This is a genomic window from Arthrobacter sp. NPDC080086 (genome assembly GCF_040702285.1).
Map to the genome: position 1 here is coordinate 56,556 of NZ_JBFBKP010000001.1, position 24,185 is coordinate 80,740.

Here is a 24,185-nt window from a genome sequence, read left to right on the forward strand (position 1 = left end):
GCATGCCCGCGCAATCTGACCACTTGATCCCCCCATCCACCACCCTGCCCCGCTGGGTGGGCGGCGCCACGCAAGCGCTCCTGAAAATCGCCTACCCGCTGGTGTTGATCGGCGCCTGGCATTTCGGCAAGCCGCGCTACGCCGGCATCGCGCTGCTGGCGCTGCTGTGGGCGCAGCGGTGGGTGGGGGCCGGCAGCGTATCGACGCTGCTGCGCCAGCTCACGCCACTTGATTGGCTGATCGCCGGTACGCTGACGTGTACATCGGCAGCCGTGGCCATTACCGATAACGAGTTGCTGCTGCGCCTGTATCCAGCGCTGGTCAATGCCGGACTGCTGCTGAGCTTTGCGGCCACGCTGCGCTCGGGCCCTTCCATGATCGAAAAATTCGCGCGCATGCGCCTGCCCGATCTACAACCCCGTGCCGTGCGCTATACGCGGCGCGTTACGCAGGTGTGGTGCGTGTTCTTCGCACTCAACGGACTGACCGCCGTGGTGGCGGCGCTGTATTGGTCGCGCGGCGCCTGGGCGCTGTACAACGGCGTGATCGCCTATGTGCTGGTCGGTGTGCTGATTGCGGCCGAGGCGGCGTTCCGCCATTGGGTCGTGCGGCCGCACGCGCCTTCGGAGGCTGCATGATCGCGCTCCACGCCCTGCTGCTCGACACGCGAGCCGATGCCGCCGTGGTGTGCGTTGACGGCGCAGTGCCCATTACGTACGCGGCATTCCGCGCCCGCGTGACGGCTTACGCCGCTGCATTCGCAACGCAGCCGGCAGCCCGCTACGCCCTGTGCGTTGACGACCCGTTCGAATTCACCTGTGCGTTGTTCGCGCTGTTTGCGTGCGGCAAGCACGTGGTCGTTCCGGCCAGCGCCGCCCCGGCCTATCTGGAAACGCTGAACGGCGCCTTTGATGCGCTGGTCTCCGACGCCAGCCTGGCAGCGCTGGACCTGCACGCCGAAACAACCCTCGGCGCGATTGACCCGCAGGCGCCCATCACGCTGTACACGTCGGGTAGCACCGGGACGCCCAAGCCCATCCATAAGACGCTCGCCCAATTCGATGCGGAAGTCGTGACCCTGGAGCAGCAATGGGGCACGCAGATCGGCACCGGCGCCGTGATGGCAAGCGTGCCACATCACCATATCTACGGGTTGCTGTTCCGCGTGTTCTGGCCGCTGGCAGCTGGGCGTGCGTTCAGCCGGCAAACCCATACCGAACCGGCGGCCTTGCAAAGCGCGCTGGCACAGCACCCAACCGCGGCGTTTGTTTCGAGCCCCGCGCAACTGGCACGCTGGCCGCAACTGCCGGGGTTCGATGCACTGCCCATGCTGCCGGCGGTGTTCTCGTCGGGTGGCCCACTGGATGCGGCGGCCGCCACGGCATTTGCAGCCGTACATGGCAGCGCGCCCATTGAAGTGTTCGGCAGCACCGAGACCGGCGGCATCGCGTGGCGCCGTCAGGACCAAACGCTGGCATGGCGTCCCTTTTCGAATATCGAACTCCGCCAGGAAGACGACGGCGCGCTTGCCGTGCGTTCGCCACACCTGTCGCACCGCGACTGGCACCGCACCGACGACGCCATCGCCTTTGACGACAGCGGCCGCTTCCTCCTGCGTGGTCGGCTGGATCGCGTGGTCAAGGTGGACGGCAAGCGCGTTTCGCTGCCGGAGGTCGAGGGTTGGCTAGGCACGCATCCGTTTGTCACACGGGCGGCGGCGACGCTGTTGGCCGGCCAATCGAGCAAACACCTAGCGCGCGAACGGCTGGGTGCACTGGTTGCCCTCACGCCTGCCGGTGTCGAAGCCCTGCGTACGCAGGGTCGCGTAGCCCTGGCCAAGACGCTGCGCCGGCATCTGTCCACTTACACCGAGCCCACGTTGATCCCCCGCCGCTGGCGCTTCTGCATGGCCATGCCGGTGGATGCGCGCGGCAAGCTGCCGGCTGCCGCCGTGGCCGCTGCCTTCCGGCCCGGCGTGGAAGGTTTCGAAACCCTCGCGCACGTGGCCGACGCCGAAGGCGACCATTACGAACTGCGTGTCAGCCCCGACCTGGTTCACTTTGCAGGCCACTTCCCCGGTCTGCCGATCCTGCCGGGCGTGGTGCTGATTGACTGGGCCGTGCGCCTGGCCGCCACGCGCAACAGCGCCGTACGCGCAATCGCTTCGGTGGATCAGTTGAAGTTCATGGCGCCAGTGCCGCCGGGCGCGGTGGTATCACTGCGCCTCACACACGAGCCGGACCGCAGTCGCGTACGCTTTGTCGCCCGGCTCGGGGCGCGGGACTGCGCTTCCGGCGTGCTGGTGCATCGGGAGGCGGCATGACCCCACCGACTGTTGTCACCACGGCCATCGTCATCCCGATCTACAACCACAAGGACGCCATCGGCAATACGGTGGCGCACTTGGCGGTACACGGGCTGCCCGTCTTCATCGTGGATGACGGCAGCGATGCGGCCACGCAAGCCGTGCTAGTCGCATTGGCACAGCAATACGCATCGCAGGTGACGCTGCTGCGTCTGCCGCAGAACGGCGGCAAGGGCGCTGCCGTGATGGCGGGCCTACGCGCCGCCCACACTGCTGGCTATACGCACGCCCTGCAAATCGATGCCGACGGTCAGCATGATGCCGCCGACGTGCCGCGCTTCCTGGCCGCCGCAGCCGCTTCGCCCGACGCGGTGATCCTCGGCCGCCCGGTCTACGACGAAAGCGTGCCCAAGGCGCGCCTGTACGGCCGCTACATCACACACGTGTGGGTGTGGATCGAAACGCTGTCGTTCGACATTCGGGATTCAATGTGCGGCTTCCGTATCTACCCGTTGGCGCTGGCCTGCAAGCTGATCGACGACGTGGCGCTGCCCACGCGCATGGATTTCGACATCGAGATTCTGGTACGCCTGCACTGGCGCCGCGCGCGCATCGTCACGCTGCCCACGCGCGTGACCTACGAGCCGGGCGGCCTGTCGCACTTTGACGTGCTGTGGGACAACGTGCGCATCAGCAAGAGCCACACGCGCCTGGTGGCCGGCATGCTGGTGCGGCTGCCGCTGCTGCTGGCCGGCAAATGCATGCCGCGCTGGCGCCATCCGTCCACACCAGACAAAACGCCAGGCGCATCTCACGACAATTCGCACGGCTGGTGGCGCATGGCCGAGCGCGGCAGCCAGTTCGGCATGCAGCTCCTGGCATTGAGCTGCCGCCTGTTCGGCATGCGCTTCACCTCGCTGTGGCTGTATCCGATCGTCGCGTACTTCCTGCTGACGGGACGCACGGCGCGGGACGCATCGCGCCAATACTTTGCGCGACTGCATTCGGCATCGCCGGGGGCAGGCATGCCGCAGCCGGGGTGGCTGAGCGCGTACCGCCAGATGATCGCGTTTGCGCAGTCGGGGCTCGACAAGCTGGCGGCATGGTCCGGCCAGGTCAAGAACGAGCGCGTGCGCTTTGACGACCCGACCGCGTTCGAGGCGCTCGTTGCCAGCGGGCGCGGTGCGCTGGTGATCGGCGCCCACCTGGGCAACCTGGAGATGACGCGTGCGCTGGCCGCCCGCAACGGCCATGCCAAGGTGACAGCGGTCGTCTACACCGAACACGCGCAGCGCTTCAACCACGTGCTGGCGCAGGCGCATCCGGATGTTGTCTCGCACCTGATGCAAGTGACCGACTTCGGCCCCGCCACCGCCATGCTGATGCAGGAGCGCATCGACGCCGGCGAACTGCTGGTGATCGTGGGCGACCGCGTGCCCGCGCATGAATCGGGGCGCACGGTGGAAGCCCGCTTTCTGGGTGCACCCGCGCAGTTCGCGCAAGGGCCGTATGTGCTGGCGCATGCCCTGGGTTGTCCGGTGTACCTGTTCTTCTGCCTGAAGACGGGCCAGGACCACACCCTCTACTTCGAACCGTTTGCCGAACGCATCGAGCTGCCGCGCGCCGAGCGGGCACGTCACCTCGGCAGATTCGCGCAACGCTACGCGGAACGGCTCGAACACTATTGCCGCAAGGCGCCTTTCCAATGGTTCAATTTCTTCGATTTTTGGGCGCGTCCGCGCGTTGCCAAGAACACGGACACCGCCCATGGCTGAACACGATCTGAATGTGACCACAGAGCGCCACATCAAGCCCGTCGTCATCGGCAACCGCCATCTGACGATCGAGGACGTGGTTTCTATCGCGCGCGCCGCGCAGCCGGTGTCGCTCAACGCGGACGCCGCCTGGCGCGTCCGCATCGAACGCGGCGCGCAGTTCCTGCGGGAACGCCTAGCCGAAGGCGCGACCATCTACGGCGTGAACACCGGCTACGGCGATGCCTGCCAGGTGAGCGTGCCGATGGCGCTGGTCGAAGCCCTGCCGCTGCAGCTCACGCGCTACCACGGCTGTGGCATGGGCCGTTACCTGGAGGCCTCGGAAACGCTGGCCGTGGTGGCCGCACGGTTGAACTCGCTGGCCCATGGGTACTCGGGCGTGCGCTTCGTGCTGCTGCAGCGTCTGGCTGATCTCGTCAACCACCGTATCCTGCCGCGCATTCCGGCCGAGGGCTCGGTGGGCGCCAGTGGCGACCTGACGCCGCTGTCGTACGTGGCCGCTGCGCTGGTCGGCGAGCGCGACGTGCTCTTCAACGACCAACTGCAACCGGCCGCCAGCGCGTGGCAACAGATTGGTCACACACCCATCACGCTGGCCCCCAAGGAAGGGCTCGCACTGATGAACGGCACGGCGGTCATGACAGGCCTGGCGTGCCTCGCGTATGCACGGGCCGAGCAGCTGATCCGACTGTCGTCCAGATTGACGGCACTCGCCACGGTGGCACTCGACGGCCGGGCCGCGCACTTCCACCCCACCATCTTTGCCGCCAAGCCGCACGCCGGCCAGGCGGAGGTTGCAGGTTGGATCCGCGCAGACTTGGCCAACTGGGACGACACCTCCGCACACCGCGTACAAGACCGCTACTCGATCCGCTGCGCACCGCACGTGATCGGCGTGGCGCGCGACGCGCAATCGTGGATCCGCCGCGATATCGAAAACGAACTCAACAGCGCCAACGACAACCCGCTGATCGACCCCGATGCGCAGGAAGTCCTGCATGGCGGCAACTTCTACGGCGGGCACATCGCGTTTGCGATGGACGCGCTCAAGACCGCCATCGCCAACCTGGCCGATCTGATGGACCGCCAGTTCGCGCTGCTGGTGGACGACAAGTTCAACAACGGCTTGCCGCGCAACCTGTCAGGCGCCACCGCCGAGCGTGCGCCGATCAACCACGGCTTCAAGGCGGTGCAGATTTCGTCGTCCGCGTGGACGGCCGAGGCGCTCAAGCACACCATGCCGGCCAGCGTGTTCTCGCGCTCGACCGAGGCACACAACCAGGACAAGGTCAGCATGGGCACGATTGCCGCGCGCGACTGCCTGCGCGTGCTGGAGCTGACCGAGCAAGTCGCCGCCGCACATACGCTAGCGGCGGTACAAGCGGTACGGCTGCGCTGCCGGCTCGACCCTTCGACGAAAGTCCCGGCGCCGGTGCAGGCGTTTATCGATCGTGTGAGCACGCTGTCGGCGTTCGTGAGCGAAGACCGTCCGTTGGAAGCCGACCTGCGTACGCTGACGCTCGCCATCGAGCGCGGCACGCTCACGGATGAACATGGAGCGCAACATGACCGCACCTGACCTGCCGACAACCATGCCGAAGTTGCCGCCCCTGGCCGCCAGCGCCCGCGTGGAAGTGCCCTTCCACGACGTCGACGCCATGGATGTCTGCTGGCACGGCCACTACCTGAAGTATTTCGAGATCGGCCGTGCCGCGCTGTTGCGCCGCTTCGATTACGACTACCGCGAGATGCGCGACTCGGGCTTTCTGTGGCCCGTGGTGGAAGCCCACCTCAAGTACATCAAACCGGCCACCTACGGCCAGCAGATCGAGGTGCGCGCCACGCTTGTGGAATACGAGAACCGCCTAAAGATCGGCTACGAAATCGTCGATTGCGCATCGGGTGCGCGCCTGACCAAGGGCCACACCACCCAGGTGGCGGTGTGCGCCCGCACGGGTGAGCTGCAATTCGTCTCGCCGCCCGTGATGATCGAACGTGTGGAGCGCGCATGGTTGCGCTGACCCACACCGTGCGCGCCTGGGCAACGGCGCTGGCGCTGGCGGCCTGCCCGCTGACCAACGCCGCCCCCACGGAAGCCCCGCAGGACAGCGCGCTTGTCTCGCCGCTTGTCTCACAAATCGCGGCGCAGTTGGCACAGGCTAAAGGCGTGCGCGCGCAGTTCGTGCAGACGCAATCGCTGCAGGCCATGCAAAAGCCGCTGGTGAGCAGCGGCACGCTCCTCTTCCTGCGTGATCAGGGCGCGCTCTGGCGGATGGAGCAGCCGACCCGCATGACGTACGTGATGACGGACACGGGCGTCACCACGCTGGATGCGAATGACAAGCCCATGGCACGCGGCGCACGCAATGCGGCCGGCGTGGCGCAGGTCTCGCGCATGATGCGCGCGATGCTGGCGGGCGATCTGTCGGCGCTGTATTCGCAGTTCAATGTCAACGCGCAGGGCAACGCCAGCCGCTGGCACCTGCGGTTGATTCCGGCACAGCCGCAATTGGCGCAGGCATTGCGTGGCCTGGATCTGACGGGTGATACCTACCTGCGCAGCATCCGCATTCAATCGGCCAATGGCGACGAAACCCGCATCGAGTTCACGGGCAGCACGCGCGTGGATGCGCCCAACGCAGCGGAACGCACGCTGCTAGGGGCGCCCTGATGACGCAGGAGTTTGCCCTGCGCCAGTCCGGCCAAGCCACCTGGGCCATTCGGCTCGGTTGGCTGGCGCTTGTCGTGGCCGCCGTGCTCTATTGCGGCGTGCGCCTGCACGATGGCACGGCGCTGCAGACGAACTTGCTCGCCCTGCTACCCGCCACCGAGGCCGACCCGGTGGCCGAAAAGGCTGTCGACACGCTCGCTGCATCGCTGGGTGATCGCGCCATATTCCTGGTCAGCAGTCGCAATGCCGAGCACGCCAAAGCGGCCGCACTGCAGTTTGGCGAGTACCTCAAGCGCAGCCCCGCATTCCGCAACGTGATTGCCGCGCTGCCGCCGTTCGACGCCAGCCAGATCACACGCTTCTACCAACCCTACCGCTTCGGCCTGTTGAGCGCTGCGGACCGTGCCGCACTGGATGACCCGTCCACCGCGTTGCCGGCCCTGCTCGCGCAACGGCTGTACGCGCCGGTTGAAACCGGGCTGAACGCCCCACTGGCCGACGACCCGTTCGGCTGGCTCGGCCACTGGCTGACCGACTTGCCGCTCGCGGCCACGCGCCTGGAACTGGAAGACAACTTCCTGATCGCCCGCTCCAGCGACACGAGCGGCGACACCACCAGCGTGCTGGTGACCACCACCCTGGCCGCCTCCGCCTACGACGGGCAAACCCAGGTCGATGTGCGCAACGCCGTCGCGCAGGCTGAGCAATCGCTCGCGCGCAGCTTTCCCGACGTCACGCTGGTACGCACGGGTGCGGTGTTCTACGCGGCGGCCGCACGCAACGCTTCGGAGCAGGAACTGCACCGCATCGGCATCGTCTCCACGGTCGGCATTGCGCTGTTGATGCTGTGGGTGTTCCGCTCGCCGCGCTATTTGCTGCTGGGGTTCGTGTCCACCGGCATCGGCATCGTGTTTGCGTTGGCGGCCACGCTGCTCGTGTTCGGCAAGCTGCATCTGCTGACGCTGGTGTTTGGCGCCAGCCTGATTGGCGAAGCAGTGGATTACTCCATCCAGTACTTCGTCAGCCACCTTGGCGCAGAAGCTGGGCAAGACGCCCGGCGAAGCGCGCGCGATGTGCGGCCGGCGCTGCTGGTCGCACTCGCCACCAGCCTGCTCGGTTACGCGATTCTGGTTGGCGTGCCGTTTCCGGCGCTGCGCCAGATTGCATGCTTCGCCATCGCGGGGATCGGGGCAGCCTTCCTGTCGGTGGCTTCGCTGCTGCCCGCCCTGCTGGTGAACGCACCGCGACAGCCCCACCGCACACCCCGCACCTATGGCCGCGCCGCACGCTGGCTGGGCGGCTGGCAAACCGCACTCACGCACCGGGGCGCCTGGCTGTGCCTCACACTCATCGCTGTTGCCGCCGTGCCCGGCTGGCTGCGCCTGACCAGCGATGACGATATCCACCTGCTGATCCAGCGCGATCCGGAACTCGCCCGGCAGGAAACCGTGGTGCGTCAGGCCATCGGCGTGGAGAACAGCACGCAGTTCTTCGTCGTGAAGGGCGATTCCGCCGAGCAAGTGCTGCAGCGCGCGGAAGCCCTGCAACGCAAGCTGGAAGCGCCGATTGCCGGTACGCCACTCAACGGCGTGCAATCCGTCGCGCAGTTCGTGCCGTCTGCGCACCGGCAAGCGGAAGACCGCGCCCGCCTGGCCCAGCGCGTGTTCGCCGATCCGCAGGCGCTGAGCGCCACATTGACCGACGCCGGGTTCCGCCCCGACGTGGCGGCCGCCTACATCAACGCGTTTGCAAGCGCCGGCAGCAGCAACCCGCTCACCATCGACGCATGGCTGGCGATGCCCTGGTCGCAGCCCTACCGCCATCTCTGGCTCGGTCAGGTTGCGAACGCCGACGCGCAATCGCCGGTGTACGCGGCCATCGTCATTCCGACAGGCGCTACCCCCGCGCAATTGCCCGCGCTTGCCGCATTGGTGCAGAGCGATGCCGGCGTCCGCTTTGTCGACAAGCCAGCCAGCGTCGCGCGCCTGTTCGCTACGTACCGCGTCGACAGCGGCTGGTGGCTGGCCGGCGCGCTCAGCCTGATCCTCGCGTTGTTCTGCGTGCGCTATGGGCTGGCGGCGGGCGTACGGGTGACGCTGCCGGTGGTCTGCGCGGTGGGCATCACCTTTGCCGTGTACGGTTATGCGGGCATTCCGTTGAACCTGTTCCATTGGCTGGCCCTGATGCTGGTGCTCGGCGTGGGGGCCAACTACGCTGTGTTTCTGCGGGAAGGCTGTACGCGCCAACGTGCGGACATTGGCGGCGTGTGGGTGGGCGTACTGTTGTCAGCCGCGACCACGCTGCTGTCGTTCGGCCTGCTTGGTACGAGCGCCATGCCGGTGCTGCGCAGCTTTGGCATGACGCTGGCACTGGGCATCGTCATTGCGGTGACATTGGCACCGCTGGGTATGCCGCCGAGGTCGCCACGGCCACAGTTTGCGAGACACCAATCCTCATGACTGCTTTTACTGCCTACCTGCATACGCTGGGCATGGTCAACGCGCTAGGCGATGACGTCGATGCCATTCGCCGCAATCTGGCGGCTGGGCACGCACCCGGCATGGTTGCGGCGGAGCGACCCGACGGCACCACAGCCATCGTGGGGCGCGCCCTGGCTTCGCTGGAGTTGGCCCCGCCGGCACATCTGGCTGCCTATGACTGCCGCAACAATCGGCTGTTGCTGGCCGCGCTGGCGCAGATCGAATCCACATTGAACACAGCGCGCGAGCGCTACGGTGCGCACCGCATCGGCATCGTGCTCGGCACCAGCACCTCGGGCATCGACGCTGCAGAAGCGGCGCTGCGCCATGCCAAGGCGCATGGCACGCTGCCGCCGGCGTTTGACTATCGTCAGATGGAAATCGGCACGCTCGCGCCATTTGCTGCGGCAGCACTGGAGACCACTGGCCCCGCCTATACGGTATCGACCGCCTGCACGTCGAGCGCCAAGGCCTTTGCATCGGCCCGGCGATTACTCGGCTTGAACCTGTGCGACGCCGTGGTCGTAGGCGGTGTGGATTCGCTGTGCGAGCTGACGCTCCAGGGCTTTGCTTCGCTGGAGTCGACCAGCCCCGTGCGCACCAACCCGATGAGCCGCAATCGTGCCGGCATCAACATCGGTGAAGGCGCGGCGGTGTTCCTCATGACGCGCGAGCCCGGGCCGGTACGCCTGGCCGGTGCGGGCGAATCGAGCGACGCTCACCATATCTCTGCGCCCGACCCCACCGGCGCCGGCGCAGAACGCGCGCTGCGTGCCGCGCTGGCCGATGCGGGCATCGACGCCACCGCTATCGGCTACGTCAACCTGCACGCCACCGCCACGCGCAAGAACGACGAGATGGAAGCACACCTCATGGCGCGCGTATTTGCGCACGGTGTACCGACCAGCGGCACCAAACCGCTGACCGGCCACACGCTGGGCGCAGCGGGTGCGACCGAACTCGGCTTCGCGTGGCTCGCCCTCGCGCACGAAGGCACGCCCTTGCCCCGCCACCTGTGGGATGGCGAAGTGGACCCCGCGCTACCTACGCTCGACTTGATCGAAGATGACCGCCGCCTGGGCGCCGGCCAGTATGTGATGAGCAACTCGTTTGCGTTTGGCGGCAGCAACGCCAGCCTGATCCTGGGCCGGGGATGAGCATGAGCGCCGACTTTCCCATCTTGCCCATCGAATCCATCCTGCCGCATCGCGGCACCATGCTGCTGCTCGCAGGCGTGGAGGCGTGGGATGACGAAACCCTGACGGCCCTCGCCCATGTCGACCCCGCTGCCTGGTATGCCGACGCCGCTGGCAACATGCCCGCGTGGATCGGCATCGAACTGATGGCGCAGGCAATTGCCGCGCACGTGGGTCTGCTCTCAACACGTGATGGCAAACCGGCGCGGCCCGGCGTGCTGCTGGGCTCGCGCAAGTACGAAGCCAGCGTGCCAGCCTTCGCGCAAGGACAACCGCTGCGCGTGCAAGCGCGCGAGTTGCTGCGCGGCGCAGAGGGTCATGGCGCGTACGAGTGCACCATCAGCGCCACAATCAGCGCCGACGTGCAGACGCTGGCCAAGGCCATCATCAAGGTGTACCAGCCGACCGATTTTCAAGCATTCATCGAAGGGAGTTTCACAGCATGAGCCGCCGTGTTCTTGTGACGGGCGCCAGCCGCGGCATCGGCCGGGCCATCGCCTACCAGTTGGCGTCGGACGGGTTCGACGTTTCCGTGCATTGCCGCAGCGGCCGCACCGAGGCCGAGGCCGTGGTGGCCGGCATCCAGGCGCAAGGTGGCACGGCACGCGTGCTGCAGTTCGACGTGCGCGACCGCAACGCCTGCCGCACGCAGTTGGAAGCCGACGTGGAAGCACACGGCGCCTACTACGGCATCGTCCTGTGCGCGGGTGTCACGCGCGATGCCGCCTTCCCCGCATTGACGGATGAAGACTGGGACATCGTGCTGGAAACCGGCCTGGACGGCTTCTACAACGTGGTGCACCCGCTCACCATGCCGATGGTGCGTGCACGCAAGGGCGGGCGCATCGTCACCATCGCGTCCGTGTCGGGCGTGATGGGCAACCGCGGACAGGTCAACTACAGCGCCGCCAAGGCCGGGTTGATCGGCGCGACCAAGGCGCTGGCGGTGGAGCTGGCCTCGCGCAACATCACCGTGAACTGCGTGGCGCCGGGGTTGATCGAGACCGAAATGCTGTCGAACATGGAGCATCTGAACCACGCGCTGCAGACCGTGCCGATGAACCGCGTCGGGCAGCCGGCGGAAGTCGCAGCAGTGGTGGGCTTTCTGATGTCGGACGCGGCGTCGTACGTCACGCGGCAAGTGATTGGCGTCAACGGTGGGATCGTCTGATGAAGCGCGTTGTTGTGACGGGCATGGGCGGCGTGACCGCCCTGGGCTCCGAGTGGAGCGAAATCCAATCCGCCATCGAAGCAGGCCGCAACGCCGTGCGCCGCATGCCGGAGTGGGACTACTTCGACACCCTGCACGCGCGCCTGGCCGCGCCACTGCCAGCCTTCACCACGCCCGCGGACTACCCGCGCAAGAAGACACGCTCGATGGGGCCGGTGTCGGTGTACGCCGTGCGCGCGAGCGAAATGGCACTGGCCGATGCCGGGCTCACGGGCGACACCTCCATCGCCGATGGCCGCATGGGCGTGGCGTATGGCTCGTCGTCGGGCTCGGTACAGCCGATTCGCGCGTTCGGCAGCATGCTCGATACGGGCTCGATGCAGGGCGTGACGTCCAACAGCTACGTGCAGATGATGCCGCACACCACGGCTGTCAACGTGGCGCTGTTCTGGGACTTGAAGGGCCGCATCATCCCCACCTCGTGCGCATGTGCATCTGGCAGCCAGGCCATCGGCTATGCGTACGAGGCCATCGCCACCGGCAAGCAAACGCTGATGCTGGCCGGCGGCGCGGAAGAGCTTTCCGCACCGGCCGTGGCGGTGTTCGACACGCTCTACGCCACCAGCACACGCAATGACGAACCGCACCTCACGCCTCGCCCCTTTGACAAGGCACGCGACGGCCTGGTGGTGGGCGAAGGTGCGGCCACGCTGGTGCTAGAAGACTATGACCACGCCCGCGCACGCGGGGCACGCATCCACGCGGAGGTGGTCGGTTTCGGCTGCAACTCTGACGGCGCGCACATGACGCAGCCCACCGCCGCGACGATGAGCCATGCCATGCGGCTTGCGCTGCAAGACGCCGGCCTCTCGCAAGACGCCATCGGCTACGTCAACGCCCACGGCACCTCCACCGACCTGGGCGACGTCGCCGAAAGCCAGGCCACCGCCGAGGTGTTCCGCCCGTCGATGCCCATCAGCTCCCTCAAGAGCTACATCGGCCATACGCTGGGCGCATGCGGCGCCATCGAAGCGTGGTGGACCATCGAGATGATGAAGCGCAACTGGTTCGCGCCCACGCTCAATCTGGAAAACGTCGACCCAGCCTGCGCGCCGCTTGACTACATCGCCGGCAGCGCACGCGAGCTGCATGTCGACTACGTGATGAGCAACAACTTTGCGTTCGGCGGCATCAACACGTCGCTGATCTTCAAGCGCGTCGACTGATGCACGCTCGCCGGTTGTCCCCCTCATCGTGCACATCTGGCGCGCCCGAACGCGTGGTCGTGACGGGCCTGGGCATCGTGAGTTGCCTGGGAAATACGCTCGACGCGGTCTCCGCCGCGCTGCGCGATGGGCGCTCGGGGCTGGTGCCCATGCCGGCTTGGCAGGCGATGGGGCTGTCATGCCAGGTAGCGGGTTTGGCCTCCGTGCAGGACGAACCGCCGTTTGCGCGCAAATTCGAGCGTTTTATGGGCGAGACGGCGCGCATGGCCTGTCACGCCGCGCGCAAGGCCGTCGACGATGCCGGGCTCGACATGGCAGCGCTGCAATCGCCGCGCGCTGGCCTGGTTGCGGGTTCGGGCAGCGGCGCATTGGCTGCGTACGACACCGCGCTGGATGGCGTACGCGTACGCGGTGTGGAGCGCGCCTCGCCCTACATCGTGCCGCAGGTGATGAGCAGCACGGTGTCAGCCAACCTCGCGCAGGTATTCGGACTGGGCGGCATCAGCTATTCGCCGTCATCTGCGTGCACCACGTCGGCCCTGGCCATTGGGCAGGCTGCGCATTGGATTCGCTCGGGCCAGCAGGACATCATGCTCGCCGGCGGCGCGGAAGAACTGCACGACAGCTACGCACTGTTCTTCGACGCCATGGGCGCGCTCTCGCGGGCGCCGGGTGACACGCCGGAGCACGCCAGACGTGCATCGCGCCCCTACGACACCGCACGCGATGGCTTCGTGCTGGGCTCGGGCGCCGGCATGCTGGTGCTGGAGTCGCTCACGCATGCGCAGGCCCGCGGCGCCCGCATCTATGCCGAGCTGACCGGCTTTGGGCAGAGCACCGATGTGGGCTCCATGGTGTCGCCCCGCGCGCCCGGCATTGCGCGCGCCATCCAAGCAACACTGGACGAGGCAGGTGCGCCGCCCGACTACATCAACACCCACGGCCCCTCCACGCCATCGGGCGACGTGGAAGAAGTGTTGGCCCTGCAAGCCGTGTTCGGCGCGGAAGTGCCGGCGTTCTCGTCCACCAAAGGGCTCACCGGGCATCCACCGGGCGCAGCAGGCGCGCACGAAGCCATCTATACCTTGCTGATGATGCGCGACGGCTTTGTCGCGGGCTCGGTCGGCATTGAAACGCCCGACCCGGCGGTGATGGGCCTGCCGCTGGTACGGAAGACGCGCCCTGCGCAAATCAGCCGTGCGCTGTCGATTTCCTTCGGCTTCGGCGGCAGTTGCGCCGGGCTGATGTTTGATGCCAGAGATGGCGATTTCTCAACGCAACAACAAGAACAGGAGTGCTCTCGATGAAGACCCCACTGCTACTGGCCGCCGGCGCACTGGCCATGCTCACCCAGGTGGCCTACGCAGGCACCGAGGTGATGACGTACCCGATCCAGCCGGTGCTGCAATCGCAGCAGTTCGCGCCCGGGGTCGCCTTGTACTTTGGTGATCAGCCGCACCCGGCCGTGGTGACCCAACTGGGCGAAGTCACCAAGTCGTCGCACCCGCCGCGCAAGACCGCCACCGAGGTCGAAATCTGCAACGCCACACTGGCCGACGCGCTGCGCCAGCTCACCAACGCCGCGCACGACCGGGGGGCCAACGCCGTCATCAACATCAAGACCTGGTTCCACTCCACCGTGAGCAAAGACGCCAACAACTACACCTGTGGCGTCAGCGGCGTGTCGGCCGCGCTGCGCGTGAGCGGCGAGCTGGTGACGGTCGAATCCGCCAAGTAATCCGTAATCGGCAATCCGTTCTGGCAGCCCCTTCCCCAACCGCAATACAACAACAAGGAGTCTGGAATGAAACGTCACCTGATGCTGGCTGCCCTGTGCGTCGCCACGATAAGCACCGCCGCCTTCGCCCGCAACGATGTCGAGACCTACTCGATCGAGGCCGCGCTCAAGAGCCCCGGCTCGGAGAAGGTCGGCAGCGATATCGCACTGAGCTTTGCAGACCAGAAGCACAAGGCCGTGGTGAAGTCGATGGGCGAGATCGCCACCAACAAGAAGACCAACGGTGTCGGCCGCAGCGATGAAGCCGCTTGCCAGTACGTCTTCCTGTCGGCCGTGCTGGCGCTGCAGGAGCGTGCCCGCGAGATGGGCGGCAACGCGGTCATCAACATCAAGAGCAACTACAAGAACAACCTGACGGCCAGCGCGACGGAATTCACGTGCGGCTCGGGCGCGCTCATGTCCGGCGTGGCCCTGAAAGGCGAGGTTGTGACCCTGAAGAAGTAACGTGCTAACGGACGCTGCCGGCGGGAGGGTTCGCCGGCAGACTTGGCACAGCCGATCAGGCCGCGGGCTTGGTGGCGGCGACGTTGACGAGCGTCTCGCGCCGCTTACCCGGCTTGGGATGGTGCAGGCCCAGGCGCTCGAACAGGCCGAAATCCGTTGCGCGGCTCCACCAGAGATACGGCAGCGACACGTTGCGCTGCTCAAACGCGAAACCACCGGCACGCAGCATCTGCAGATAACCGTCGGCGCTCTTTTGCACTTCCATGGGATGCCGGAACAGCAAACGGATCACCCACGATTTGATGTACGCATCGGTCGATTCGGCAAACAGCAGCACGCCGCCCGGTTTCAGGATGCGGCGAAATTCGGCCAGCGCACGCTCCTGCTCGACAAGATGGTGAAACGTCTGGTGGCAGAAGACGATGTCTGCGCAGGCGTCGGGCAGCGGCAGTGCGGCGCAATCGCCGTGCATGACCTCCACTGGCGTGCCGATGGCGTTTCCGGCCTTACGAGCTGCATCGAGCGATGGCGCATGGCAATCCACACCGACAATGCGCTGCGGAGCAAACGCTTTCTCCAGCAGCCGGAATGAAATACCTTGGCCGCAACCCACATCCACCAGTACGGGCGCCTCAGGCAACGGCGTGGTGATCAGCCGCTTGAGGTCGTTGATGGCGACGCGCAGCACATGGTGCTCCCACGTATACGTGCGCAGGAACCAGACACCAAATGCGGTTTCCGGTACAAACGAACCAACATGCGCAGGCGTTGAAGTGGTTTCCATGGATGAACAATGTGGCTCTGAAAATGGGCGCAGGTACAAGGCTGGCGCATTGTACCGACAATGAATGCCGGTTTTCAAAGCGAACCGGAAGACGTAAGCTCGCCCGTTATCTCGGCCGCGGCCAAACAGACAGCGATATTCACAACCGATAATGCACTCCACCCCTCAAACAATCGAACAGCACGAACACGTTGACGTCGCCATCATTGGCGCGGGCCCCTCGGGGGCGGTGGCTGCGGCGCTGCTGCGGCAGGCCGGGCGCAACGTACTGGTGCTGGAGCGACAGCATTTTCCGCGTTTCTCCATTGGCGAAAGCCTGCTGCCGCAAAGCATGGCTTACCTGGAGCAGGCGGGCATGCTGCAGGCCGTTGTCGAAGCCGGCTTCCAATACAAGAACGGCGCGCATTTCGTGCACGGTGATAAAAGCGCCGCATTCGATTTTCGCGACAAGCACTCCGCCGGCTGGGGCACGACGTATCAGGTCGAACGCGCAGCATTCGACAACGTGCTGATTCAATGCGCCGCCCAGCAAGGCGCTGAAGTGCGTTTCGGCCACACCGTGCGCGCCATGCAGCCTGGCGACGCTCCCGTACTGGAAGTGGAAGACGAGGCCGGCAACGCCTATGCCGTACACGCGCGCTTTGTGCTCGACGCGAGCGGCTTTGGCCGTGTGCTCCCGCGCCTGCTGAACCTCGAAGCGCCCACCGGCATGCCGACTCGCGCGGCGTTGTTCTCACACGTGCGCGACGCGCTGCCCGCCGGCAGCACGGACCGCGACAAGATCTGCATTGCCGTGCACCCCGAGCGCCGCGACGTCTGGTACTGGATGATCCCGCTGGCCGGCGGCCGCTCGTCGGTAGGCTGCGTGGCTGAAGCCAGCTTCCTCGACGTGCCGGAAGCCGAACGCGAGACCACCCTGCGCCGCCTTATCCAGGCCGAGCCGAATATCGCCGCGCTGATCGGCAACGCACCATTCCTGATGCCTGTGCGCCAGATCGGCGGCTATGCCGCGAACGTCGAACGCCTGTATGGCCCCGGCTACGCGCTGCTCGGCAACGCGGGCGAGTTCCTCGACCCGGTGTTCTCGTCGGGCGTGACGATTGCGCTGCGCTCAGCCGAGCTGGCCACGCGCACGCTCCTGCGCCAGCTCGACGGCGAAGCAGTCGATTGGCTGACCGACTACGACCGGCCGCTGCGCAAGGGTGTCGACACCTTCCGCGCCTTCGTCGAGCGCTGGTACACGGGCGAGCTGCAGGACATCATCTTCCACCCGCGCCACTCGCCGGGGATCCGCCGCATGATCAGCGCGATCCTGGCCGGCTACGCATGGGATGAAACCAACCCGTTCGTGACCGATCCGGTGCGACGCCTCAATACGCTGCATGAAGTCTGCAAGCTCGAAGCGGCCTAAGCAGCAAGCCACCCCGAACGCCGCTTCGGAGTTCCGGCTCAAACGCGACATCGGCCGCCGGCTGGCGGCACGATTTGCGCTGCGGTTTCACGTCGTGCTGATCGTGCTTTGGTCGTTGACGTGGGGCGTGGCTTGCAGCAAGACGCTGCATTGGGCGGGGCTGGATTCGCGTCCATGGCGGTATGCCGTGGCCACCGTGTGCGCCTGGCTGGCGATGCTCGTCGCCATCAAGCTGTGGTTGCTCTACACCGGGTTCACGCAGCGCCGCAAGGCGCAACGCGCGAGCGCGGGTAGTGACGGCGGTAGCGACGGAGTCAGTCTCGACTTTGATTTCGGCCTGCCGCGCATCGGGGGGAACGCGAGCCGGGCAGCGACCCACATCGGCGACCACGGCGGCACCTTCAGCGGTGCCGGTGCCTCAGCCGACTTCGAACCCTTTGCGAGTGCCGGCGACACGTCCTTACTGGGCGATGCCGGCAGCGTGACCGACGGCCTGTCGTCCGCCGACGAAGCGCTACCCATCGTGCTGGTGATTGCGGTGGTGGCGGCCGCTGCAGCCGCATGCCTGGGCGTGCTGACGTACTTCTACACGCAAGGGCCGATGCTGCTGTCGGAAGCCGCGTTCGAGGTGCTGCTGGCGGGCGGGCTGCTTCGTTCCATGCGGCGGGCAGATGATGGCGACTGGCTGCGCACCATCGTCGTCAAAACAGCCGTGCCGTGGCTCATCGTGCTGGGCTGCGCCATCGGCGTCGGGCTGGTGCTGCGCTGAGCGACACGCCTATCGGCGGTGCGACATGAGATCGTCCACCACCGGCACCACGGCCAGCAGCATCAGGATCGATGCCAGTGGAATGGTCGCCGCATAGCCCAGGTGCTTGAAGCCCAGGGCGCCCGTCACGCCGCCCACGAAAAACATCCCCAGCAGCGAGGCCAGCAGCCGCAGCTTGGGCCGGTTGGCGACCACCGTCGGCAGATGGGGATGGCCGTGGTTCCAGTACAGCGCCTTGCCGATTTCGATACCGATATCGGTCGCCAGACCGGTCACATGCGTGGTGCGGATCTCCGCCTTCGAAATCTTGGTGATGATGGCGTTCTGCAGCCCCATCAAGAAGCACAGCAGCGCCACCGTGGCCGGCACGAACACGACGCGGTATTGCCCGAGCGACGTGCCCATCAGCCCGAAGAGCAGCAGCAGCGCAGCCTCCAGCATGAGGGGCAGCGCAAACTCGCTTTGCGTGCTGCGCCGGCGGCCCCAGTTGACGAGTACCGCCGTACAGGCGGCTCCGCACAGAAACGCCAGCAGCGAGGCAAAGCTCGCAAGCACGAGTACCACGTCGCCCAGCACAAGGTCATCGGCCATCGCCGAGACGATGCCGGACATGTGCGATGTGTATTGTTTGACGGCGAGGAATCCGCCAGCGTTGGCGGCACCCGCCACGAAGGCAAGGGACTGCCCGAGGCGCCGATTGGCGTCCTCCGAGCGTTCAGGGCTGGTCAGGCGGCGAAGGTATTGGATGGGCATAGCCAATCCCGACGGTAGGTGAGCCGACATGATACGCCGCGCCCCCTGCCGCCCGCCCCCGGCAGATCAAGGATTGATGTACTGGAACAGCGACATGCCCTGCATGGCCGTGAACGTCTTCTGAGCGGCCTGCAGCGACACCTGCTGTTGCGAGAACTGCGAGATGGCGCTGGTGTAATCCACCGACTGCAGCTTGGAGATCTGCTCCTTCAACTGCTCGCCGTAATTCGAACCGCTGCTGTTGAGCGTGGTGATCTGCGCTTGCTGCGTACCCACCGTCACCTGCGCCTGCAGCGCCACCTGATAGGCGTTGTCCAGATTGCCCTGTGCGGTCTGCACGGCCTTCTGCAGGTTGGCAACGTCCGTGGCCTGGGTGGCGGAGTTGATCGGCGTCGACAGTGCCGTGATCAGGTTCTCGTACGTCTTGAAGATGCTCTGGTTGGTGTTCGGGTTGGCCGGGTCCGTATTGGCAATGCGCACGAATACCGAATCGCCCGACACCGAATTGGGCATCGAAATGTTTTGCGACACCTGCACCGTGGGCGGCTGGCCGGTCCCCACGTATTGCACCGAACCGCTGGTGCTGACGAAGGGATCGGTCGTGCCGTTGGCACCGCCAAACAGCGCCACACCCGAGGCATCACGCTGGTTGGCCGTTGCCAGCAACTGCTGATACTGCTGCTTGACCTGTGCCAGCACGCCAATGCGCTGCGAATCCGTCATCAGCGAGGTGTTGGCGCCCACCAGCGATTGCTTGCCCTGCTGCAGCGTCGTCACCAGGTTGGTCAGGGCCGACGACACGTTGGTCAGGCGGGCATCGGTGGCGTCGCGGTTGGCCTGGTACTGGTCGTTGGCGTCTTGCGTCTGCTGCAATTGCGCCATCTGGCCAAACGCGCTGGGGTTGTCGCCCGCGCTGTTGAGGGCGATGCCGCTCGAAATCTGCTGCTGCAGCGTCAACAGATTTGACTGCGTGTTCTGCATCGAGGCGCTGGAGAGCGCGAAGAACTGGGCGGTACTGACTCGCATGATCGGTCCGGACGGAAGGCTTCTTTAGAGCGTTATCGGCAGAGGGGCGTGATTCTTCAGTGGCGGGTACACCGAACCGGTTAGCCGTTGGCGATCGACAGCAGCGAATCGAACAGCGTATTGGCCGTCTGCATCACCTTGGCTGACGCCTGATAGGCCTGCTGGTACTTCATCAGGTTCATCGCCTCGTCATCGAGGTTCACGCCCGACACGGATTGCTGCTGCGACGTCGAGCTCGCCAGCAGCGCCTTCTGCGACGTCAGGTTGGTGCTGGCGGTATTGGCCTGCACGCCCACTTGCGTGACCAGCGTGTTCCAGGCCGAGCCAATCGAGCTGGTGCCGCCGTCGAGCAGCGTGGCATTGCGCAGCTTGGCCAACGCGCTGGCGTTGCCGCTGTCGGTGCTGTTGGCGGTGTTGGCCGCAACGGTGAAGGTATCGCCATTGCCCGGCGAGCCCGACAGCGTCATCTGCACGCCGTTGAACGCATACGTGGCACCCTGGGTGTACGGTGCAGTGCCGCCCGTGTAGGTGGTGGACGTGCCATTGGCGGTGACCGTCACGCTGCCCGGAAAGCCCGACAGCGAACCGCCCACGGCGGAGCTGTAGGTGAGCGTGACCGGCGAGGCGAGCGGCGAACCGGCATACGTGCTGTCCACGCCAATGGACGGCACCGTGGCGCTGCCCGTGTTGTTGCTGCCCTGCGTGAGCACCACCGGGGACGCTGCCGCCACGTTGTGGTAGTCGGTGGTCAACGTCTGCATGGTCGATGCGGCGTTGGCCGTCGGGCGCACCAGGAACGAATCCCCGCTGTTCATGGTGCCCGATACGTTGAGCGTGATGCCGTCGACGGTGGTCGGCCAGCTCGTCACCGTAATGGAGGCCGAGCCGTCCGGATAGTGCGAAACGGTGTAGGCGCCGCCCTGGTACTTGATCTGGTAGTCGTAGCCCTGCCCCGCGTTGGCGTTGGTGATGCTGGCCGTGACCGTGGCGCTGCCGGTGTTGTTGGTGCTGGCCGCCACGCTCGGCGCGCCCACGGAGAACAAGTCCGTGCCCATCTTGCCGTTGGCGTCCATGCCGAGCTTGCTCTGCGCGTTCACGTCGGCCGACACGGCGGTGGCCAGACGGCCGAGGCTGTTCTGCGCCGGGATGAGCGTGTTGCGGCGGAAATCCATCAACCCGCCCAGCGTACCGCCGCCGAGCTGGCTGTCGTCAATCGTGACGGTGCCAGCCGGGCTCTTGTAGCCCACCGACAGTTGCGTCGGATCGTACTGGGATGGCACCGGCGTCAACTGGTAGCTCTGGTTGCCTTGCACCAGCGCCTGACCGTTGCCGACGTAGATGTTGTATTGGCCGTCGCCGGTCTGCACCACGCTCGCCTTGATCGACTGGTTGAGCGTTTGCACGAGTTGATCACGCTGGTCGCGCAGGTCGTTGGCGGGCTGGCCGGTCGAGGCCTCGGCCTTGGCGATCTGGTCGTTCAGGGAAGCGATCTGTTGCGCGGTGCCGTTGACCGAGCTGATCTGCGTCTGCACCTGCGTGTTGACCTGGCCAGACAGCGCATTCATCTGGCCGGAAATCGAATTGAAGCGTTGCTGCAGGCCGGCCGCTGCGTTCAGGAAAACCTGGCGTGCGGTCGTGCTCGACGGGTTGGACGCCAGGCTGTCTGCGCTGTTGAAGAAGCTAGTCAGCGCGGAGCTCAGGCCGCTGTTGCTGTCCGACATGTACTTGCTCAGGCCGGAAACCAGGCTGTTGAGCTGGTCCGCGGCGCTGGTGGCCGCCTGGCCGCTTTGTACCTGTGCGGTCAGGAACTGGTCGTAAATACGCTTGACGGTCGTGACGTTGGCACCCTGCCCCAGATAGCCGACGCCGGCGTACATCGGAATGTTTTCCGTCTGCACAGCTTCCTGGCGCGAATAGCCGGGCGTGTTGGCGTTGGCAATATTGTTGCCGGTCACCTGCAGATTGATATCGGCAACCCGTAGGCCGGTGGCGCCAATGTTCAAGAGGGAGCTGCTCATGGTTGTCTCGCGGATTGCCCTGGTACAGGCGGCACGATGCCGCCGAGATGAAGCCTACAAACAACATCGGCCGGTCAAGAACAAACTTGAGCCGGCCGATGCGTTGAAATATGACGATTAATTCACTTCAAGCAATCTGCTTGAGCACCGCCATGATCTTGTGGGCGTAGTTCGGGTCGGTGGCGTAGCCGGCGCGCTGCAGGCCCTTGGCGAACGACGCTGCATCGTTGCCATTGCCCGCCGCCACGACATTGCTGTAGCGCGGGTTGTTGGACAGCAGGCTGGCGTAGTCCTTGAACGCCTCGGCGTACGAGCTGTAGGCGCGGAACTTCTCCTGGACCTTGTGGGCGACGCCGCCGATGTATTCGGTGGTGGTCACCACTGCGGTCTTGCCCGTCCACGAGCCGCCGGCTTTGATGCCGAACAGGTTATGCGTGTTGGAGCCATCCTTGGCCTTGATTTCGCGGCGGCCCCAGCCGGATTCCAGCGCGGCGTGGCCAATCATGAAATTGGCCGGGATGCCGGTTTCCTGTGCCGCTTGCGAAGCGTGGCCGATCAGCTTGTTGTAGAAGCTGGCCATGCGGCTGCCGCCAGGCTCAGACGCCACGGTCGACAAATCCACATCAGCCAGAGCGTTGGCGGACTTGCTTTCGGCTTCCGCCTGCTTGCGCAGGGCAGCCAAAGCGCGCTGCACACGTTCTTCCAGGCCGGGGCGCGGCACGGTGCTGATGCCCGAGCCGTCGTCTTCCGTGCCCGTGGCGGCCGATGCAGCAATGCTGTTGAGCGACGACCGGGCGATGGCCTTGGCGGCATCCGTCGCAGAACCGGCAGCGCCCGGCAAGGCAGTGTTGGTGGCGGTGGTATTCGACAGCGCGGTGTTCACCGGCGTTGTGGACGCATCGGGATTCACGCGGTTGGCCTGACGCAGCATCTGCTTCAGAAGCTGGTCCGCCACGCCCACGCCGCGCGCGGCCATGGTCTGCGAGAGCTGCTGGTCAAGCATCGATGTATACATCTTGTTCGATGACGAATCGAACAGCCCGTTCTGCGGCGATGCATCGCGCATCTGCTTGAGCATCATGTTCACGAAAATCGCGTCGAACTGCTTGGCGACGGTCTTGGTGGCGCCGGTCGGATCGGTGCGCGCCGTCTGCTTGAGCGACTCGAAACCCTTGGAATCGAGCGCCAGGCGGCTGGTGAGGTCGGAGGAGTTTATTGTCATTGCTGCATCCCCGGCATCAGATGATTTCCAGATCGGCGCGCAGCGCGTTGGCTGCCTTCATCGCCTGCAGGATCGAGATCAAGTCTTGCGGGTTGGCGCCAATCGCGTTGATGGCCTTGACCACGTCCGCCAGGTTGGTGCCGCCCTTCACGTTGATGAGGCTGCCACCCTGCTGCTTGACTTCGATGTTGGAACGCGCGCCCGCCACCGTCTGCCCTTGCGAGAACGGCGCCGGCTGGCTCACCACCGGCTCGGTGCTGATGGTGACCGACAGGCTGCCGTGCGCCACCGCACAGGGCTCCAGCTTGACGAGCTGGTTCATCACCACCGAACCTGTGCGGGCGTTGATGACCACGCGCGCAGCGGCCAATGCCGGCGTCACTTCAATGTTCTGCAGCTTGGCGACAAAGCCAACGCGATCCGACGCCAGGGCCGGCGCGCGCACGTTGATCGTGCGGCCATCGGCGGCTTGGGCCGTGTCGCTGCCAAATTGCTTGTTGATGGCCGAGACAATGTTCTGCACGGTGCCGAAATCCGTCGTTCCGGTGTCGAGCTGGATGCTGCCGGCCTCGCCCACCGTGGCCTGCACGGCGCGCTCCACCGTGGCACCGTTGGCAATGCGGCCGGCGCCGAGCTGGTTGATCTGCACCTTGCTGCCGTTGGCCGACGCGCCCGCGCCGCCGATCACGACGTTGCCCTGCGCCAGCGCATACAGTTGGCCATCCACGCCCTTGAGCGGCGTGAGCAGCAGCGTGCCGCCGCGCAGGCTCTTGGCATTGCCGATGGACGACACCGTCACGTCAATGGTCTGGCCTGGCCGCACAAACGCGGGCAGCGAAGCCGTGACCACCACGGCGGCAGTGTTCTTGAGCTGGATGCTCGCACCGGCCGGCACGTTGATGCCAAACTGCGTGAGCATGTTATTGAAGCTCTGGATCGTGAACGGCGTCTGCGTGGTCTGGTCGCCACTGCCGTCGAGGCCCACGACGAGGCCATAGCCGATCAGCGCGTTTTCACGCACGCCAGCGATGGTGGTCAGATCCTTGATGCGGTCGGCATGGGCCGCGCCACTGATTGCGCTCAGTGCCAGCAGGGCCGCGCCAAGGATTCGATGTAACCGCGTTCGAAGCAAAGTC

Annotated in this window: 21 protein-coding genes and 1 pseudogene; 16 read left to right on the forward strand and 6 right to left on the reverse strand. The window is 65.8% G+C overall.

From position 1 onward, the window contains the following. Positions 1-2 precede the first annotated feature (2 nt). From AB0305_RS00330 to AB0305_RS00395, 14 genes are all read left to right on the forward strand, one after another. Positions 3-638, forward strand: coding sequence for a hypothetical protein (locus AB0305_RS00330; RefSeq protein ID WP_366170337.1), 636 nt, complete (start codon positions 3-5; stop codon positions 636-638). Then, on the forward strand, positions 635-2,323 hold the full coding sequence (locus AB0305_RS00335) for an AMP-binding protein (RefSeq protein ID WP_366170339.1): 1,689 nt from the start codon (positions 635-637) through the stop codon (positions 2,321-2,323). The genes AB0305_RS00330 and AB0305_RS00335 overlap by 4 nt, the downstream gene beginning before the upstream one ends. After that, positions 2,320-4,080, forward strand: coding sequence for a glycosyltransferase (locus tag AB0305_RS00340; RefSeq protein WP_366170341.1), 1,761 nt, complete (start codon positions 2,320-2,322; stop codon positions 4,078-4,080). Before AB0305_RS00335 ends, AB0305_RS00340 begins: the two co-directional genes overlap by 4 nt. Continuing rightward, positions 4,073-5,659, forward strand: a complete 1,587-nt coding sequence (locus tag AB0305_RS00345) for an aromatic amino acid ammonia-lyase (RefSeq protein WP_366170343.1) — start codon at positions 4,073-4,075, stop codon at positions 5,657-5,659. Before AB0305_RS00340 ends, AB0305_RS00345 begins: the two co-directional genes overlap by 8 nt. Continuing rightward, complete coding sequence (locus AB0305_RS00350) at positions 5,646-6,101, forward strand: thioesterase family protein (protein ID WP_366170345.1); 456 nt, start codon at positions 5,646-5,648, stop codon at positions 6,099-6,101. Before AB0305_RS00345 ends, AB0305_RS00350 begins: the two co-directional genes overlap by 14 nt. Continuing rightward, a complete protein-coding gene (locus AB0305_RS00355; protein ID WP_366170347.1) occupies positions 6,089-6,751 on the forward strand; it encodes an outer membrane lipoprotein carrier protein LolA in 663 nt (220 codons plus the stop codon). The genes AB0305_RS00350 and AB0305_RS00355 overlap by 13 nt, the downstream gene beginning before the upstream one ends. After that, the gene (locus AB0305_RS00360; RefSeq protein WP_366170349.1) at positions 6,751-9,210 is read left to right on the forward strand and encodes an MMPL family transporter; all 2,460 of its coding nucleotides are present in this window, start codon (positions 6,751-6,753) and stop codon (positions 9,208-9,210) included. The genes AB0305_RS00355 and AB0305_RS00360 overlap by 1 nt, the downstream gene beginning before the upstream one ends. Continuing rightward, a complete protein-coding gene (locus AB0305_RS00365) occupies positions 9,207-10,388 on the forward strand; it encodes a beta-ketoacyl-[acyl-carrier-protein] synthase family protein (RefSeq protein ID WP_366170351.1) in 1,182 nt (393 codons plus the stop codon). The genes AB0305_RS00360 and AB0305_RS00365 overlap by 4 nt, the downstream gene beginning before the upstream one ends. A gap of 2 nt (positions 10,389-10,390) precedes the next feature. Beyond that, positions 10,391-10,873, forward strand: a complete 483-nt coding sequence (locus tag AB0305_RS00370) for a hypothetical protein (RefSeq protein ID WP_366170353.1) — start codon at positions 10,391-10,393, stop codon at positions 10,871-10,873. Then, positions 10,870-11,598, forward strand: coding sequence for a 3-ketoacyl-ACP reductase FabG2 (locus AB0305_RS00375; RefSeq protein ID WP_366170355.1), 729 nt, complete (start codon positions 10,870-10,872; stop codon positions 11,596-11,598). The genes AB0305_RS00370 and AB0305_RS00375 overlap by 4 nt, the downstream gene beginning before the upstream one ends. Then, positions 11,598-12,824, forward strand: coding sequence for a beta-ketoacyl-ACP synthase (locus AB0305_RS00380; protein WP_366170357.1), 1,227 nt, complete (start codon positions 11,598-11,600; stop codon positions 12,822-12,824). Before AB0305_RS00375 ends, AB0305_RS00380 begins: the two co-directional genes overlap by 1 nt. Positions 12,825-12,883: 59 nt before the next feature. Further along, positions 12,884-14,131, forward strand: a complete 1,248-nt coding sequence (locus AB0305_RS00385) for a beta-ketoacyl synthase N-terminal-like domain-containing protein (protein WP_366170359.1) — start codon at positions 12,884-12,886, stop codon at positions 14,129-14,131. Further along, the gene (locus AB0305_RS00390) at positions 14,128-14,562 is read left to right on the forward strand and encodes a hypothetical protein (protein ID WP_366170361.1); all 435 of its coding nucleotides are present in this window, start codon (positions 14,128-14,130) and stop codon (positions 14,560-14,562) included. Before AB0305_RS00385 ends, AB0305_RS00390 begins: the two co-directional genes overlap by 4 nt. A gap of 66 nt (positions 14,563-14,628) precedes the next feature. Then, positions 14,629-15,066 (forward strand): hypothetical protein, encoded by a 438-nt coding sequence (locus tag AB0305_RS00395; protein ID WP_366170363.1) that lies wholly within the window; start codon positions 14,629-14,631, stop codon positions 15,064-15,066. 55 nt (positions 15,067-15,121) lie between these two features. Here AB0305_RS00395 and AB0305_RS00400 read toward each other — a convergent pair whose 3' ends face one another. Further along, positions 15,122-15,850 carry a class I SAM-dependent methyltransferase gene (locus AB0305_RS00400; protein WP_366170365.1) on the reverse strand — a complete coding sequence of 243 codons (729 nt, stop codon included), beginning with the start codon at positions 15,848-15,850 and terminating at the stop codon, positions 15,122-15,124. A gap of 151 nt (positions 15,851-16,001) precedes the next feature. On the opposite strand from AB0305_RS00400, the gene AB0305_RS00405 reads away from it, so the two are divergent. Both AB0305_RS00405 and AB0305_RS00410 read left to right on the forward strand, forming a co-directional pair. Further along, positions 16,002-17,261 (forward strand): NAD(P)/FAD-dependent oxidoreductase, encoded by a 1,260-nt coding sequence (locus AB0305_RS00405; protein ID WP_366170367.1) that lies wholly within the window; start codon positions 16,002-16,004, stop codon positions 17,259-17,261. Then, on the forward strand, positions 17,233-18,030 hold the full coding sequence (locus AB0305_RS00410) for a hypothetical protein (protein WP_366170369.1): 798 nt from the start codon (positions 17,233-17,235) through the stop codon (positions 18,028-18,030). Before AB0305_RS00405 ends, AB0305_RS00410 begins: the two co-directional genes overlap by 29 nt. 30 nt (positions 18,031-18,060) lie before the next feature. On the opposite strand, the pseudogene AB0305_RS00415 reads toward AB0305_RS00410, so the two are convergent. The 5 genes and pseudogenes from AB0305_RS00415 to AB0305_RS00435 all read right to left on the reverse strand — a co-directional run. Next, a pseudogene (locus AB0305_RS00415) lies at positions 18,061-18,783 on the reverse strand (YoaK family protein); the annotation flags it as partial. 66 nt (positions 18,784-18,849) lie between these two features. Then, entirely contained in the window at positions 18,850-19,809 is a 960-nt protein-coding gene (gene flgL / locus AB0305_RS00420) for a flagellar hook-associated protein FlgL (RefSeq protein WP_366170371.1), read from the reverse strand. A gap of 80 nt (positions 19,810-19,889) precedes the next feature. Then, a complete protein-coding gene (flgK, locus tag AB0305_RS00425) occupies positions 19,890-21,827 on the reverse strand; it encodes a flagellar hook-associated protein FlgK (RefSeq protein WP_366170373.1) in 1,938 nt (645 codons plus the stop codon). Between the two features lie 127 nt (positions 21,828-21,954). Continuing rightward, positions 21,955-23,049, reverse strand: a complete 1,095-nt coding sequence (gene flgJ / locus AB0305_RS00430) for a flagellar assembly peptidoglycan hydrolase FlgJ (protein ID WP_366170375.1) — start codon at positions 23,047-23,049, stop codon at positions 21,955-21,957. Between the two features lie 16 nt (positions 23,050-23,065). Then, positions 23,066-24,181 carry a flagellar basal body P-ring protein FlgI gene (locus AB0305_RS00435; RefSeq protein ID WP_366170377.1) on the reverse strand — a complete coding sequence of 372 codons (1,116 nt, stop codon included), beginning with the start codon at positions 24,179-24,181 and terminating at the stop codon, positions 23,066-23,068. Positions 24,182-24,185: the final 4 nt, after the last annotated feature.

Excerpts from the sequence above, each read along its gene's own strand:
- AB0305_RS00335 (WP_366170339.1), top strand. The coding sequence starts at position 635 with ATGATCGCGCTCCACGCCCTGCTGCTCGACACGCGAGCCGATGCCGCC.
- AB0305_RS00395 (WP_366170363.1), top strand. The coding sequence starts at position 14,629 with ATGAAACGTCACCTGATGCTGGCTGCCCTGTGCGTCGCCACGATAAGC.
- AB0305_RS00330 (WP_366170337.1), top strand. The coding sequence starts at position 3 with ATGCCCGCGCAATCTGACCACTTGATCCCCCCATCCACCACCCTGCCC.
- AB0305_RS00350 (WP_366170345.1), top strand. The coding sequence starts at position 5,646 with ATGACCGCACCTGACCTGCCGACAACCATGCCGAAGTTGCCGCCCCTG.
- flgL (WP_366170371.1), bottom strand. The coding sequence starts at position 19,809 with ATGCGAGTCAGTACCGCCCAGTTCTTCGCGCTCTCCAGCGCCTCGATG.
- AB0305_RS00405 (WP_366170367.1), top strand. The coding sequence starts at position 16,002 with ATGCACTCCACCCCTCAAACAATCGAACAGCACGAACACGTTGACGTC.
- AB0305_RS00340 (WP_366170341.1), top strand. The coding sequence starts at position 2,320 with ATGACCCCACCGACTGTTGTCACCACGGCCATCGTCATCCCGATCTAC.
- AB0305_RS00400 (WP_366170365.1), bottom strand. The coding sequence starts at position 15,850 with ATGGAAACCACTTCAACGCCTGCGCATGTTGGTTCGTTTGTACCGGAA.
- flgK (WP_366170373.1), bottom strand. The coding sequence starts at position 21,827 with ATGAGCAGCTCCCTCTTGAACATTGGCGCCACCGGCCTACGGGTTGCC.
- flgJ (WP_366170375.1), bottom strand. The coding sequence starts at position 23,049 with ATGACAATAAACTCCTCCGACCTCACCAGCCGCCTGGCGCTCGATTCC.
- AB0305_RS00390 (WP_366170361.1), top strand. The coding sequence starts at position 14,128 with ATGAAGACCCCACTGCTACTGGCCGCCGGCGCACTGGCCATGCTCACC.
- AB0305_RS00365 (WP_366170351.1), top strand. The coding sequence starts at position 9,207 with ATGACTGCTTTTACTGCCTACCTGCATACGCTGGGCATGGTCAACGCG.
- AB0305_RS00360 (WP_366170349.1), top strand. The coding sequence starts at position 6,751 with ATGACGCAGGAGTTTGCCCTGCGCCAGTCCGGCCAAGCCACCTGGGCC.
- AB0305_RS00375 (WP_366170355.1), top strand. The coding sequence starts at position 10,870 with ATGAGCCGCCGTGTTCTTGTGACGGGCGCCAGCCGCGGCATCGGCCGG.
- AB0305_RS00370 (WP_366170353.1), top strand. The coding sequence starts at position 10,391 with ATGAGCGCCGACTTTCCCATCTTGCCCATCGAATCCATCCTGCCGCAT.
- AB0305_RS00345 (WP_366170343.1), top strand. The coding sequence starts at position 4,073 with ATGGCTGAACACGATCTGAATGTGACCACAGAGCGCCACATCAAGCCC.
- AB0305_RS00380 (WP_366170357.1), top strand. The coding sequence starts at position 11,598 with ATGAAGCGCGTTGTTGTGACGGGCATGGGCGGCGTGACCGCCCTGGGC.
- AB0305_RS00410 (WP_366170369.1), top strand. The coding sequence starts at position 17,233 with ATGAAGTCTGCAAGCTCGAAGCGGCCTAAGCAGCAAGCCACCCCGAAC.
- AB0305_RS00355 (WP_366170347.1), top strand. The coding sequence starts at position 6,089 with ATGGTTGCGCTGACCCACACCGTGCGCGCCTGGGCAACGGCGCTGGCG.